Origin of the sequence: Rhodococcus koreensis (assembly GCF_017068375.1) — a bacterium.
In the GTDB taxonomy this organism is placed as follows: Bacteria; Actinomycetota; Actinomycetes; order Mycobacteriales; family Mycobacteriaceae; genus Rhodococcus_F; species Rhodococcus_F koreensis.
The window spans coordinates 8039441-8053416 of sequence record NZ_CP070609.1; the positions used below are offsets into that span (position 1 = coordinate 8039441).

The 13976-nt window shown below is 69.6% G+C and carries 11 protein-coding genes; 6 read left to right on the plus strand and 5 right to left on the minus strand.

The window, feature by feature from the left end; translation table 11 throughout:
• The first annotated feature begins 40 nt into the window (after positions 1 to 40).
• From dapF to JWS14_RS36565, 4 genes are all read left to right on the plus strand, one after another.
• On the plus strand, positions 41 to 910 hold the full coding sequence (gene dapF, locus JWS14_RS36550) for a diaminopimelate epimerase (protein WP_206015366.1): 870 nt from the start codon (positions 41 to 43) through the stop codon (positions 908 to 910).
• Between the two features lie 58 nt (positions 911 to 968).
• Positions 969 to 2423: a GTPase HflX gene (gene hflX, locus JWS14_RS36555; RefSeq protein ID WP_072942400.1), complete on the plus strand. Its 1455-nt coding sequence runs from the start codon at positions 969 to 971 to the stop codon at positions 2421 to 2423.
• A complete protein-coding gene (locus JWS14_RS36560; RefSeq protein WP_206015367.1) occupies positions 2416 to 3531 on the plus strand; it encodes a hypothetical protein in 1116 nt (371 codons plus the stop codon). The genes hflX and JWS14_RS36560 overlap by 8 nt, the downstream gene beginning before the upstream one ends.
• A 69-nt stretch (positions 3532 to 3600) precedes the next feature.
• Complete coding sequence (locus tag JWS14_RS36565) at positions 3601 to 4923, plus strand: alpha/beta hydrolase (protein ID WP_095860690.1); 1323 nt, start codon at positions 3601 to 3603, stop codon at positions 4921 to 4923.
• 15 nt (positions 4924 to 4938) lie between these two features.
• On the opposite strand, the gene JWS14_RS36570 is transcribed toward JWS14_RS36565, so the two are convergent.
• Genes JWS14_RS36570 through JWS14_RS36585 form a run of 4 tightly spaced genes read right to left on the minus strand, consistent with a single transcriptional unit; the run spans position 4939 to position 9120 of the window.
• The gene (locus JWS14_RS36570; RefSeq protein WP_005240765.1) at positions 4939 to 5196 is read right to left on the minus strand and encodes an HPr family phosphocarrier protein; all 258 of its coding nucleotides are present in this window, start codon (positions 5194 to 5196) and stop codon (positions 4939 to 4941) included.
• A 57-nt stretch (positions 5197 to 5253) separates the two neighbouring features.
• Positions 5254 to 7359 carry a PTS fructose transporter subunit IIABC gene (locus JWS14_RS36575; RefSeq protein WP_072942395.1) on the minus strand — a complete coding sequence of 702 codons (2106 nt, stop codon included), beginning with the start codon at positions 7357 to 7359 and terminating at the stop codon, positions 5254 to 5256.
• Between the two features lie 16 nt (positions 7360 to 7375).
• Entirely contained in the window at positions 7376 to 8356 is a 981-nt protein-coding gene (pfkB, locus tag JWS14_RS36580; protein ID WP_072942393.1) for a 1-phosphofructokinase, read from the minus strand.
• Complete coding sequence (locus JWS14_RS36585; RefSeq protein WP_072942464.1) at positions 8353 to 9120, minus strand: DeoR/GlpR family DNA-binding transcription regulator; 768 nt, start codon at positions 9118 to 9120, stop codon at positions 8353 to 8355. The genes pfkB and JWS14_RS36585 overlap by 4 nt, the downstream gene beginning before the upstream one ends.
• A gap of 197 nt (positions 9121 to 9317) precedes the next feature.
• Here JWS14_RS36585 and ptsP point away from each other — a divergent pair, with 197 nt between their 5' ends.
• The gene (gene ptsP / locus JWS14_RS36590) at positions 9318 to 10988 is read left to right on the plus strand and encodes a phosphoenolpyruvate--protein phosphotransferase (protein ID WP_206015368.1); all 1671 of its coding nucleotides are present in this window, start codon (positions 9318 to 9320) and stop codon (positions 10986 to 10988) included.
• Between the two features lie 67 nt (positions 10989 to 11055).
• Here ptsP and JWS14_RS36595 read toward each other — a convergent pair whose 3' ends face one another.
• The gene (locus tag JWS14_RS36595) at positions 11056 to 12312 is read right to left on the minus strand and encodes an acyl-CoA dehydrogenase family protein (protein ID WP_206015369.1); all 1257 of its coding nucleotides are present in this window, start codon (positions 12310 to 12312) and stop codon (positions 11056 to 11058) included.
• A gap of 273 nt (positions 12313 to 12585) precedes the next feature.
• On the opposite strand from JWS14_RS36595, the gene JWS14_RS36600 reads away from it, so the two are divergent.
• Positions 12586 to 13914 (plus strand): uracil-xanthine permease family protein, encoded by a 1329-nt coding sequence (locus JWS14_RS36600; protein WP_241031563.1) that lies wholly within the window; start codon positions 12586 to 12588, stop codon positions 13912 to 13914.
• Positions 13915 to 13976 lie beyond the last annotated feature (62 nt).

Genomic DNA, 13976 nt, shown 5'->3' on the forward strand with positions numbered 1-13976 from the left:
ATGAACTGCACCCCCTCGGCGGTTGGTTAGAGTGGTGCGCATGGATTTCAGCAAGGGACACGGCACCGAGAACGACTTCGTGGTCCTCCCGGATCCCGACGTCCGCATCGATCTGTCCGCCCCGCGTGTGGCAGCGCTGTGCGATCGCAGGCGTGGACTCGGCGCCGACGGAATCCTGCGCGTCGCCAAGGCCGGTGCGCTGGCCGCTGCCGGCGTGCTCGCCGAACTCCCGGACGGCACGTCCGAGGACGACTGGTTCATGGACTACCGCAACGCCGACGGGTCGATCGCGGAAATGTGCGGCAACGGTGTCCGCGTCTTCGCCCACTACCTCCGGTCGACCGGCCTCGAGACGCGCGACGAGTTCGTGGTCGGCAGCCGGGCCGGCGGCAAACCGGTGATCGTGCACTCGGCCGACGGCTCCGTCGGCGAGGTCACCGTCGACATGGGGGTGGTGCGGGATCTGGGAACGAGCGCCGCGACCATCGACGGCAAAGTGTTCAACGGCATCGGCATCGACGTCGGCAATCCGCACCTGGCGTGTGTCGACGCGCATCTCACGGCGGCCTCCCTGTCGGCCCTCGACCTGACGGCCGCACCCGGCTTCGATCCCGGTTTCTTCCCGCACGGCGTCAACGTGGAGATCCTCACCCGCATCGATTCCGGCGCCGTGGACATGCGGGTGCACGAGCGCGGGGTCGGCGAGACCCGGTCGTGCGGCACCGGCACGGTGGCCGCGGCCACCGCCGCGCTGCGCTTCGACGGCGCCGATTCCGGTGAGGTGAATGTCCGCATTCCCGGAGGTCAGGTCACGGTCGCGCTGTCCGGCGGCCGGGCGACGTTGCGCGGACCGTCCGTCCTGGTGGCGTCCGGGAACCTCGACGACAACTGGTGGAACGGCCTTGCCTGATCGCCCTGCGCGAAATGCACGTGCACGCCCTCGACATTCCGTGGGATCATGAGGGTGTATGACGAAAACACATCGCACAGAAGAATCGCCGATCTCCGACTCCACTGAGTTCGCCTACGACGACGGGCGCCCTTCGGTCGGCGAGATGCAACTCGAGGACCGCAGCGCGCTGCGCCGGGTTGCCGGGCTCTCCACCGAGCTCACAGACGTCACCGAAGTCGAATACCGGCAGTTGCGCCTCGAACGCGTGGTGCTCGTCGGTGTCTGGACCCAGGGAACCGCGGCGCAGGCCGAATCCAGCATGGCCGAGCTCGCCGCACTGGCCGAGACCGCCGGATCGGAAGTCCTCGAGGGCCTCGTCCAGCGGCGGGACAAACCCGACGCGGCCACCTACATCGGTTCCGGCAAGGCCGAGGAACTCCGCGAGGTCGTCCTCTCGACCGGCGCCGACACCGTCATCTGCGACGGTGAACTCACCCCCGCGCAGCTCACCGCGCTGGAGAAGGTCGTCAAGGTCAAGGTCATCGACCGGACCGCCCTCATCCTCGACATCTTCGCCCAGCACGCCACGTCCAGGGAGGGCAAGGCGCAGGTGGCGCTGGCCCAGATGGAATACATGCTGCCCCGACTGCGTGGCTGGGGTGAATCGATGTCCCGGCAGGCGGGTGGTCGCGCCGGAAGCAACGGCGGCGTGGGTCTGCGTGGTCCCGGTGAGACCAAGATCGAGACGGACCGCCGTCGTATCCGTGAGCGGATGGCCAAGCTGCGTCGCGAGATCAAGGGCATGAAGGCCGCCCGCGACACCAAACGCACCAGGCGACTGCGCAGCGAGACCCCGTCCATCGCGATCGTCGGCTACACGAACGCCGGCAAGTCGAGCCTGCTCAACGCGTTGACCGGGTCCGGGGTGCTGGTGCAGAACGCGCTGTTCGCCACCCTCGATCCCACCACCCGCCGGGCGGCGCTGGACGACGGCCGCGAATACGTCCTCACCGACACCGTCGGGTTCGTGCGGCATCTGCCGACGCAGCTGATCGAGGCGTTCCGCTCGACGCTCGAGGAAGTGACGGACGCGGATCTGCTGCTGCACGTCGTCGACGGTTCCGATCCGCTGCCCACGGATCAGATCAAGGCCGTCCACGAGGTGATCACCGAGGTGATCCGGGAGAACGACGCCGCGGCACCGCCCGAGCTCATCGTGGTGAACAAGATCGACGCCGCCGACCCGGTCACCTTGACCCAGCTGCGTGGCCTGCTGCCCGGTGCGTCGTTCGTCTCCGCCCGGACCGGGGAGGGCATCGCCGAGTTGCGTGCACATCTGAGCGACGTCCTGGTCCGCCCGGAGATCGAGGTCAGCGTTCTCCTCCCGTACAACCGGGGCGATCTGATGGCCCGGATCCACTCGGACGGTCAGATCCTCGACTCCTCCCACGAGGAGGACGGCACACGCGTCCACGCGCGGGTGCCCGAAGCGCTGGCGTCGGCACTGGTCGAGTACAGCGGCAGTGCCTGACCGCTCACGGTGGTCCGCCCGCGTGGCGGTCGCCGTGCTCGCGACGTGCGCACCGCTCGCCGCGGCGGGAACCGGATTCGCCGAGCCGTTCTTCCGCGACCAGACCGCCGTCGACGCGTCGGAGTTCGGTCCGCTGTGCACTCCCGACGATTCCGCGGTCGGCACCCCGGACGAGGCCTCGCTCGAGGAGCTGTCGGGGCTCGTGTCGGCCGGCGGGCTGCTCTACGCGGTCGGCGACAGCGGGTCCGACCGCGCGGTCGCGGTGATGGACGGGAACTGCGCCGTACAGCGCTGGCTTCCGCTGCCGGTCGATCCGTACGACGTCGAGGACATGGCCTCCGGCTCCGACGGCCGGCTGTGGCTGGCCGACACCGGCGACAACGGACGCCGGCGCGAGACGGTGGCGTTGATCGCGATGGACCGTGATACGGGCGCGGGAGAACTGCATCGGCTGACGTATCCGGACGGCCCCCACGATGCCGAGACCGTCCTCGTCCAGCGCGACGGCACCCCGCTGATCGTCACGAAGGAAGTGTTCGGGGCGGGCAACGTGTACCGGCCCGTCGGGGGTGTCGCCGTGGGCGATCTCGCGAGCCCCGGCCCGACCCCGCTGGAGAAGGTCGGAACGCTGGACGTCTCGGCGACGAACGGCGTCGACGACGCGACCACCGGCAGCGGCACCACGGCCCCGGCCGTGCATTCGACGATGTTCACCGGCGGGGCCGTGTCCGCCGACGGGACCGTCGCCGCCGTGCGCAGCTACTCCGATGTGTTCCTGTTCTCCGCCCCGGACGGCGACCTGGCGGCGGCGTTCGCGGCCGGACCCGCCGTGCGCGCCCACGTGCCGGAGCAGCCGCAGGGGGAGTCGGTCGCGTTCACAGAGAACGGCGACCTGTTGATCGCCTCCGAGGCCCGGGAGGGACCCGTTCCACCGATTCGGGTGCTGCTCGGGGCGGTGTCGAGGGTGCAGGATCAGGCCCGTGCCCAGGCCGTTTCGGACGAGGCGTCGACGCAGTCGCCGGGAACGGCGTGGGGGATCGGCGTCGCCGGCGGCGTGGTCGTGCTCGCCGTGGTCGCCGGCTCTCTCGTCCGCCGTCGTGCCCGATAGGTCTGATTTGCGAGAAATGTTGCGAGCCTGATTCTTTCGGTGGGTGACGCGGTGTGAATACTGTGCGCTGTGCAGGCCCACGAGTTGTTGTCGCGTATCGCCCACCTGTCGCTCGAGCACGGTCGCGCCCGGGCCGCGTCGACGGCGGCCGTGATGGTGGGCCTCGTCGTGTTGCTCGCAGTGACTCGTTCCGCCAGACGTCCGGTCGTCGGCGCAGCGGCGGTCGCGGTGCCCGTGACCGCCGTGATCGGAGGCGCCGTGTGGGCGGCGTACCGTCCGCTGCCCAACCAGATACCCCTCACCGGGTACATCTGGATCTGGCTCGCCGTCGGAATCCTCGTCTTCGCCGCGGCGCTCCTGCTCCGGAAACCCGGAGTCCGGCGGGCCGGGGTGATCGCTGTCGCGGCTGCCGCAGCCGCGGCCGCGGCGGTGGGCCAGGTCAACGCGGAGGTCGGCGTCTTCCCGACCGTCGGCTCGCTGGTGGGGCACCGTCCACCGACGAGCGTGCAGCCGGTGTCGTTCGGTGACGTCCCCGGGTTCGAGGACGCGGTGCAGTCGGGGACCCCGCTGGACTCGGCGTGGACACGTCCGGTGCGCACACCCGGCTCCGGTGTGGTGACGGAAGTGGAGATCCCGGGCACCGAATCCGGATTCGCGGCCCGGCCGGCCGTGCTGTACCTGCCGCCGGCGTACCTGACGTCGCCCCGGGCGGTGCTCCCCGTCCTGGTGATGATCGCGGGACAGCCGGGGCGGCCCCAGGACTGGTTCAGCAGCGGACGACTGGGATCCACCGTGGACGCGTATGCCGCACGGCACGACGGACTCGCACCGGTCGTCGTGGTGATCGACGCGCTGGGCTCGCAGGACGCGAATCCGCTGTGCCTCGATTCGGCGCTCGGCAACGCCGCCACCTACGTGGCCCGCGACGTGCCCGCCTGGATCGAGACGTCCCTGCAGGTGTCGCACGATCCGGCACAGTGGGCGATCGGCGGATTCTCCTACGGCGGGACCTGCTCGATCCAGCTGGCGGTGAACTATCCGCGGATCTTCCCGACCTTCCTCGATTTCCTCGGTCAGGACGAGCCCTCGCTCGGCGATCACGCGGGGACGGTCGCGGCGACATTCGGCGGCGACGAGCACGCGTTCGCGGCGGTCAATCCGGCTGACGTGCTGAAGACACGACAGTTCCCGGAGTTGACCGGGGTGTTCGTGGCCGGGGCCGCCGACGACGAATACCGCCCGCAGCAGCAGCGGATGTTCGCTGCCGCGCGGGCGGCCGGTCTGAACGTGCGGTACTACGAGCTTCCCGGTGGCCACGAGGGCGCCACCTGGAGTGCGGCACTCGAACGCGAGATGGACTGGACCGGCCGTCAGCTGGGGCTCACCAGCTGACGGGCCGGGTACCGGTCAGGCGTCGAGATCGGCCGCCACGAGCTGCGCGACCTTCTCGACGGCGTCGGCGTCGTCGCTGGTCACGGTGACGTCGGTGCCCTTGGTGGCGCCGAGCGTCATGATGAGCAGTGCGGAACCGGCGTCCACGGGTTCACTGTCCGCCACGGCCAGCGTGACGGGCACACCGGCGGCGGCAACCGCTTCGGCGATGACGGCGGCGGGACGGGCGTGCAGGCCGATGGACGAACCGACGGCGACTGTGGTGCTGGGCATGGACTCTCTCCTCTGTCGGTGGGGTTGGTGCGGGTCGAGCGGGTCGATCTGTTTCTCTTACGCTGCGACTGTCGCAACGTCGGGGTCGAGTTCGGCGTCGGACGCGCCGGGCTTGATGAATTCCTTCGCACCGACGACGCACAGGGCGGCGACGACGACACCGGCGGCCAGCGACACCAGGAACCACAGCAGGTTGCCGATGGCGAAGAAGACGAAGATTCCGCCGTGCGGTGCGCTGAGGGTGACGTCGAACGCCATGATCAGGGCGCCGGTGACGGCGCCGCCGGCCATCATCGAGGGGATGACGCGCAGCGGGTCTGCGGCGGCGAACGGAATGGCGCCTTCCGAGATGAACGCCGAGCCGAGGAGCCAGGCCGCCTTGCCGTTCTCCCGTTCCGCCTCGCTGAACAGGCTGGGACGCAGGACGGTCGATGCGAGGGCCATCGCCAGCGGCGGGACCATGCCCGCAGCCATCACGGCCGCCATGATCCGCAGCGAGGCGGGGTCGTTGACGTTGAGGCCGGCCACCGCGAACGCGTATGCGGCCTTGTTGACCGGGCCTCCGAGGTCGAAGCACATCATCAGTCCGAGGATGATGCCGAGGAAGATGACGGAGCTGCCGGACAGTCCGTTGAGCCAGTCCGTCAGGCCGTTCGTGATCGCGGCGAGCGGTCGGCCGAGGACCAGGAACATGAGTGCGCCGACGATCAGCGTCGCGAACAGCGGGATGATCACCACGGGCATCAGGCCGCGCAACCACTGCGGCACCGGGATCCGGCTGATCCACAGCGCGACGATACCGGCGATCAGACCGCCGACGAGGCCTCCGATGAATCCGCCGCCGACGAAGACCGCCACCGCACCCGCGGTGAAGCCCGGCGCCAGACCGGGCCGGTCGGCGATCGCGAAGGCGATGTAACCGGCCAGCGCGGGGACGAGGAAGCTGAACGCCAGCGAACCCAGCTGGAACAGCACGGCGCCCAGGTACGTCGTCAGGCCACCGTCGGGGAGTTGGCCGAGGGAGTTGTTGAGGACGATGTCCTCCGCGGGACCGGAGATCTCGTAGCCGCCGAGCAGGAACCCGAGGGCGATCAGCAGACCACCCGCGGCGACGAACGGGATCATGTAACTGACACCGGTGAGCAGCACCTGACGCAGGTGGGTGCCCCAGCCGACCGACCCGGCCGGCTCGTCCGCGGCACTGCCCGCGCTCCCCGCGTCCACGGTCGCCGCGGACGGGTTCATGCCCGCGCGCAGCGCCTCGGTGATCATGGTGTCGGGTTCGTTGATCGCGCGCTTGACGCCCGACGCCACCACCGGCTTGCCTGCGAAGCGTTCCTTGCCCTTCACCCCGACGTCGGTGGCGAAGATGACGGCGGACGCGCCCGCGATCACTCCGGGTGCCAGCGGTGTACTTCCGCTCGAACCCTGCGTCTCCACGTGAACGACGACGCCCGCGCGTTCGCCGGCGGCGACGAGCGAGTCGGCCGCCATGTACGTGTGGGCGATGCCGGTCGGGCAGGCCGTGACCGCGACGATGTGCTTCGGCCCCGCCTCGGGCTCCGGTTCCTTCTCCGGGGCGACCGGTTCGGGCGTCGTTGCCGGAGCCGGGGCAGCAGCCGCGGCCGCAGCGGCGGCGGGTGCTGCAGTGGCCGTCGCGGCAGCAGGTGCGGCGGCGGGCGCGGGGGCCAGGACGTCGTTGACCAGGGTGACGATCTCGGCGGGGGTCTTCGCATCACGCAGGGCGCCGACGAAGGCCGGGCGTACCAGCGCCCGGGCGAGCGAGGACAGCAGCTTCATGTGCTCCGCGCCCGCACCCTCGGGTGCGGCGATGAGGAACACCAGATCGGCGGGTCCGTCGGGGGCGCCGAAGTCGACCTTCGGGGCGAGCCGGGCGAATCCGAGAGACGCCGCCACGACGGCCTCCGAGCGGCAGTGCGGGATCGCGATCCCGCCGGGAAGTCCTGTCGCCGATTGTGATTCACGCGCCAGCGCGGCATCGCGGAGAGCGTCCGCTTCGGTGGCGCGACCGGCGTCCGCGAGACGCTGGGAGAGCGCGGAGATCACGTCCTCCTTGGAGGCTCCGAGGTCGGTGTCCAGGGAGATCAGATCTTCGCTGATGATCTGCGGCCCCGAATCGCGGTCGGGTGTCGAGTGAGACATGGTGTTTCCTTCTGGTTCAGGCCGGATCGGGGGCGGGGGAGCTGAGGGCGGTGACGGTGACGGCGTCGATGTCGACGTGTTCGGGGGTCGGCAGGGTGGTGCCCGGGAGGGCGGCCGCCGCGCTGCCGTAGGCAACGGCGGATCGGAGGCAGTCCGCGGGCGACGCGCCGGAGATCTGCGCTGCCAGGTAGCCCGCCAGCGAGGAGTCGCCGGCGCCGACGGTGCTGCGGGCGACGATCGGTGGTGGCGTGGCCCACCAGGCGCCGGCCTCCGTCACGAGAACGGCGCCCGCGGCGCCGAGCGTGGCGAGGACGGCTTCGACCCCACGGTCCACGAGTTGCCTGCCCGCGTGGGCGGTGGCCGTCGGGTCTCCCCGCAGCGCGGACTCCTCGAGCAGGTGCCCGTCGGCGCCGGTGAGTTGCGCGAGTTCCTCGCTGTTCGGTTTCACGAGGTCGGGGCAGGCCGCCGGGAACCGGTCCGCGAGTGCGAGCAGCGGGGCGTCCGAGGTGTCGACGGCGACCCGGCACGAGGCCGAACGCAGCGCCTCGACGAGCGTGGCGTACCAGTCGGTGGGGATGCCCGGGGGTAGGGAACCGGACAGCACCACCCATTCGGCCCGGGACCCGCGTTCGATGATCTCCGACTGCAGATCGGCGAGGGATCCGGCCGACATCGTGACACCGGGTTCGTTGATCTTGGTGGTGGTGCCGTCGGGTTCGGTGATGGTGATGTTCGTGCGTGCCGAACCGGACGTCGCCACGGTCACGTGCTCGATCCCGTGCTCGGACAGGGCGGTGAGCAGGGGGTCGCCCGCGTTGCCGGGCAGCACCGCAACTGCGTTGACGCCGGCGGACGTGAGCGCGCGGGCGACGTTGACGCCCTTGCCTCCCGGGTCGCTGTGGGTCGCGGCTGCGCGCAGGACGGTTCCCCGTTCGAGGCGCCCGAGCAGGTTGACGGTGCGGTCGATGCTCGGATTGGCGGTCAGCGTGACGATCATGCGATCACCACCTCGATTCCCTGGTCGTGGAAGTGGGCTCGGTCTGCGGGCGTGATGTCGGCGTCGGTGACGAGGATGTCGACGCTGTGGATGGGGGCGAAGCTCACGAGGTGCTCACGGCCGACCTTCGACGAGTCGGCGACCACTACGACGTGATTGGCGCAGCGGACCATCGCACGCTTCACGGCGGCCTCCTCGGTGTCCGGTGTGGACAGGCCGTGGCCGACGCTGAGCGCATTGGTGCCGATGAACGCGACGTCGACGCGGAGGACGTCGAGGATGCGCAGCGCCTCCTCGCCGACGGCGGCCTGCGTGATCCCGCGGACCCGGCCGCCGAGCATGTGGAGGGTCACGGAATTGAGTCCGGCGAGCCGGGCCGCGATCGGCACCGAGTTGGTGATCACGGTGAGGTCCAGATCGGACGGCAGTTCCGGGATGATGCGCCCGGTGGTGGTTCCCGCGTCGAACAGCACGCTGCCACCGGACGGCGGCAGGTAGGCGGCGGCGCGCTTGGCGATCCGATCCTTCTGCTCGGCGCGGGTGTGATCGCGCTCCGTCATGCCGGGTTCGGTGACGGTGAGGGAACCGGCAGGGACCGCGCCGCCGTGCACGCGACGGATGTGGCCGAGGCGTTCGAGCAGCGCGAGGTCGCGGCGCACGGTCTCGGTGGTGACGCCGAAGGTGTCGGAGAGGTCGGCGACCGACATGCGCCCCCGCTGCGAGATCAGCGTGGTGACCGCTTGCTGGCGTTCTTCCGGATACACCGTGACCCCGTTCCTGTTCTCGTCGATGAAGTGTTCGGTGACGAGATCCGTTATGGTCTGCATCACACGAAATGTTGTGTCATGTTGTTTTACGCCCGAGTGTGTTGACATGTCAAGAGTTGAGAGTAATCTCCGTCACATAGTCGATTCGCATTTCCGATTGTGTGACGACAGAACGAGCCGGCCAGGAGGACCCGATGACCGAAGACCGTGAAATCGTGCGAGGTACGCCGGTGGTACCGGGCATTGCCTACGCGCCGGTGATCTGGCCGGCCCCGCGGCCGGAGGTCGCACCCGGATCCGCCCGGATCGACGAGGCGTCGCGCGACGCGGAGAAGGTCCGCTTCGAGGAAGCGGCCGCCGTGGTGTCGCAGCGACTCCGCGACCGCGCGGCGAGCGTCTCCGGCGCCGCGGCAGAGGTGCTGCAGGCGAACGCGGCGATGGCCGCAGACCGCGGCTGGCTCGGTGCGGCGCAGAAGCTGATCGCCGGCGGAACCCCGGCCGGGGAGGCGGCAGCGGAGGCCACCGAGCAGTTCGTCACCCTGTTCACCAAGATGGGTGGGCTGATGGCCGAACGCGTGACCGACCTGCGCGACATCCGCGACCGCGTCGTCTCCGAACTCCTCGGCCTGCCCGAGCCGGGCATCCCCGTGCCCACGACCCCGTCGATCCTCTGCGCCCAGGACCTCGCGCCCGCCGACACCGCCGGTCTCGATCCCGAGCTGATCGTCGGACTCGTGACGGTTCTCGGCGGCCCGACGAGCCACACCGCGATCATCTCGCGGCAGCTGGGCATCCCGTGTGTCGTCGCGGTGCGTGATCTCGAATCCGTCGTCTCGGGCACCCCCGTCCTCCTCGACGGCTCGGCGGGCGAACTCGTGATGGAACCGGACCCCGTCGAGGCCCGCGCAGCCGTGGAGCACGGGCGCGCCGAACGGCTTCGCATCCAGTCCTGGGAAGGGCCGGGCCGCACCAGCGACGGGCACGCCGTCTCGATTCTGGCCAACGTGCAGGACGGGGCCGGGGCGCGGTCGGCGTCCGGGACCGCCGCCGAGGGCGTCGGACTGTTCCGCACCGAGTTGTGCTTCCTGGACCGCGATTCCGAGCCCGGCGTCGATGAGCAGGCCGAGATCTACGGCGAGGTGCTCGACGCGTTCGCGGGCCGGAAAGTGGTGATCCGGACCCTCGACGCGGGATCGGACAAGCCGCTGCGCTTCGCCAACCACGCCGACGAGGCGAACCCCGCGCTCGGGGTCCGCGGCATCCGCATCGCCGAACAGAACCCGGGCATCCTCAGCAGGCAACTCGACGCCGTCGCCGCCGCGGCGAAGCAGACGCAGTCGCAGCCGTGGGTGATGGCGCCGATGATTTCGACTCCCGCCGAGGCTGAATCGTTCGCGGCCGAGGTCCGCGCCCGCGGTCTCGTGCCCGGGGTCATGGTCGAGGTGCCTGCCGCGGCGCTACTAGCTGACCGCCTCCTGCGTCACGTCGACTTCCTGTCCATCGGCACGAACGACCTCGCGCAGTACACGATGGCCGCCGACCGGATGTCGTCCGATCTGGCGTCGCTCACCGACCCCTGGCAGCCGGCCGTTCTCGCGCTCGTCGCGCGCACGGCCGAGGCCGGCGTCGCGGCGGGCAAACCGGTCGGCGTCTGCGGCGAGGCTGCCGCCGACCCGCTGCTCGCCTGCGTCCTGATCGGACTCGGTGTCACGTCGCTGTCCTGCGCGGGCGCCGCCGTGTCCGGTGTGGGGGCGAAGGTGGGATCGGTCACGCTGGACGACTGCCGCCGGGCCGCCGAGGACGTGCTCGCCACGAGCGATCCCGCGGAGGCGCGGGCCGCGGCGGTACGAGTGTTGGGCGCGTAGTCGACCGCCGGATTCCGGCCACTCACCGCCCGATGGGCTCGAGGAATTCCGTCCTCGAGCCCAGCTCTCAGGTCGTCACTGTGTCGAGTGAGTCGTAGTCCGGTGACGCGAGCAGGCTGTGGAGCTGGCGCCGGCGAACTCCCATATTTCCGCCGTCGAACAGCGGCAGCACGATCGCGTCTTGCAGGAGCCCTGCGAGAGGCAGGTTGTGGTTGTAACTGTCGATACCGACGACGCGCATGAGGTCGGTGATGACCTTCACCGCGGTCTCGGAGCCGTAGATCTTCGCCTGCACAGCCAGTTCGAGGGCACTGGGCAGTTCGTGGTCGAGAGCATTGCAGGCCTTCCAGCTCAGGTACCGGGCGGTCTCGATCGCGATCTTCGCGTCGGCGAGCGCATACCCGACCGCCTGATGTTCGATTATCGGCACCCGGCCGGCGCGCCGCTCACGCTTGGCGAACGCGAGGGTGAAGTCGAAGGCTGAACGCATGAGTCCCACGCCGAAGATTCCGACGAGGGCAGCGGTGCCGGCGAAACTCGCCTCGACCAAGGCCTTGCCGCCGCCGACCTCGCCGAGGACGTTCTCGCGCGGAACCCGAACATTTTCGAAGTGGAAGCGCGGGGTGAGATGCCCTCGGTGGCCCATCGTCTCGAAGTTCTCGTCGGATACGAAGCCATGGTCGGGTGTAGGCACGAGAAGGACGGACAGCGAGTGGTCGGCGGCCGCTCGGGTCTGGGGATTTGGATCGGTGCGGCACACCACCGTGAGAATGTCCGCGCCCTTCGAGTCCCAGCCGGTTGCGCTGCTGATCCATTGCTTCGCGCCGTTGATCACCCACTGATCGCCGTCGAGTACCGCGGTGGTGCGGGTCCCTTCAGCCGGCACAGGTTCGTCGAAGTTGGCGATCCCGCCCGGCTCGCTGTGGCAGAAGGCGGCGAGCGGGGCGCCGGTGCCGGACAGGAAGGGGCGCAATGTCTGCTGGACTTGGTCGGGGCTGCCGGCGTTGAGGACGGGGAGCAGCCCGAGTAGTGAGGCGAACAGCGTCAGCGACACGTTCGCATCGACTGCGTAGAACTCCTCGGCGATCAACGCCAGGTCGACCATCCCGTTACCCTCTCCGCCCGCGGGCGCGGGGATGACCTTGCGAAGCCACCCCTGTGCGACAACGTCTTCGTAGGCAGGGCGGGTGGCGAGGAATCTCTCTTCGGCCGTGGGCAGATGGCGAATCGTCTTGCCGACGTCTGCCAATGCCTTACCGGCGAAATCGCGGGCCGAGAGTTGGAGCTCACGCTGCTGTGGGGTCAACGTGAAGTCAATGGCCATGATGTTCGTCTCCTGTGGGTCGAGTACGCAGCAGCGCGGCATCGCGCAGTATCGCTGGGATCCGGCGGGCGGCCACTCGAATCGGCCACCGCTGTGTGAGCGACGTCACTCATCATGCGTCGATCGGAACGTCGGTGTCTTGTCGGTTTACGCACGACTGTTGCCGTGGAGCGAACGAGTAGGCAATCGAGCGCGCGGGGTGAATGTCGCCGAATCGGTGGATCCGGTCCCGGCGGCGCGAAACTCCCAGATCGTGCCTACTATTGGCGAACTGTGACGAAAAGAGAAACAGACGCCCCCGACGGTCCGGTCGGCGGCTCTGACGGCCCGTCCGCTACCACGCGCGCGTTCGGGTGGACGCTGCACGGCGACGGCAGGCGGATCAGCGAGGGCGAGGTGGTCGCTCCCGGCGAGCGCCTCACCTGGCCGCGCACAGTCGGAATCGGGATGCAGCACGTCATCGCGATGTTCGGCGCCACCCTCCTGGTGCCGACGATCACCGGGTTCCCGGTCACCACGACCCTGCTGTTCTCGGGTATCGGGACGGCCCTGTTCCTGCTCATCACACGCGGACGCATCCCCAGCTACCTGGGGTCGTCGTTCGCATTCATCGCGCCGCTGACGGCGTCGCAGAGTTCCGGTCCCGCAGCGCAACTCGGCGGTGTCGCGGCCGCAGGTCTGCTGCTGCTCGTCATCGGTGTCGCGGTGAAACTGGCCGGGTCGCGGGTCATCGACGCGGTGATGCCGCCGGTCGTCACCGGCGCCGTGGTGGCGCTGATCGGGCTCAATCTCGCACCCACCGCGGTGGATTCGTTCGAGTCACAACCACTGATCGCCGGGGTCACCCTGCTCGCGATCCTGCTCGTGACCGTCCTCGGCCCGGGGTTGCTGGGCCGCCTCGGCATCCTCGTCGGCGTCGTCGTCGGCTGGGTGTTCGCCGCCGTGATCGGCGGTCTCGCGGAGGAGCGGGTGACGGCACTGCGGGACGCGGCCTGGTTCGGTGTGCCCGAACTGCGGGGACCGACGTTCGAATGGTCCGTGATCGCGCTGACCCTGCCGGTGGTGATCGTCCTGATCGCCGAGAACGTCGGCCACGTCAAGGCGGTGTCGGCCATGACGGGTCGGTCCCTCGACGACGTCGCCGGCAATGCGCTCGTCGCGGACGGACTGGCCACCACCCTCGCCGGGTTCGGTGGCGGGTCCGGCACCACCACCTACGCCGAGAACATCGGCGTGATGGCCGCGACGCGGGTGTACTCCACCGCTGCCTACTGGGTCGCGGCCGCCACGGCCGTGGTTCTCGCGTTCTCACCGAAGTTCGGAGCCCTCGTGTTCACCGTGCCTAACGGTGTCATCGGCGGCGCCACTCTCGTGCTGTACGGACTGATCGGCGTCCTCGGTGTGCGCATCTGGATGGACGCCGAGGTCGACTTCACCGACCCCGTGAATCTCACTGTGGTCGCCGCCGCGCTCGTCGCCGGCATCGGCGACCTGACTTTGACGATCGGATCGGTGGAACTCGGCGGCATTGCGTGGGGTTCGGTGGGCATCCTCGTCGCCTACCCGGTGATGCGCTGGCTCGCGGGGTTCCGCAAGCGCTGACACCGGTGACCGGATGGGTCACGAATCCCGATCACCTGGGTCATTCACCCCGTAGTTCCCCG

Excerpts from the sequence above, each read along its gene's own strand:
- ptsP (WP_206015368.1), top strand. The coding sequence starts at position 9,318 with ATGACCGAAGACCGTGAAATCGTGCGAGGTACGCCGGTGGTACCGGGC.
- JWS14_RS36595 (WP_206015369.1), bottom strand. The coding sequence starts at position 12,312 with ATGGCCATTGACTTCACGTTGACCCCACAGCAGCGTGAGCTCCAACTC.
- dapF (WP_206015366.1), top strand. The coding sequence starts at position 41 with ATGGATTTCAGCAAGGGACACGGCACCGAGAACGACTTCGTGGTCCTC.
- pfkB (WP_072942393.1), bottom strand. The coding sequence starts at position 8,356 with ATGATCGTCACGCTGACCGCCAATCCGAGCATCGACCGCACCGTCAAC.
- JWS14_RS36575 (WP_072942395.1), bottom strand. The coding sequence starts at position 7,359 with ATGTCTCACTCGACACCCGACCGCGATTCGGGGCCGCAGATCATCAGC.
- JWS14_RS36570 (WP_005240765.1), bottom strand. The coding sequence starts at position 5,196 with ATGCCCAGCACCACAGTCGCCGTCGGTTCGTCCATCGGCCTGCACGCC.
- hflX (WP_072942400.1), top strand. The coding sequence starts at position 969 with ATGACGAAAACACATCGCACAGAAGAATCGCCGATCTCCGACTCCACT.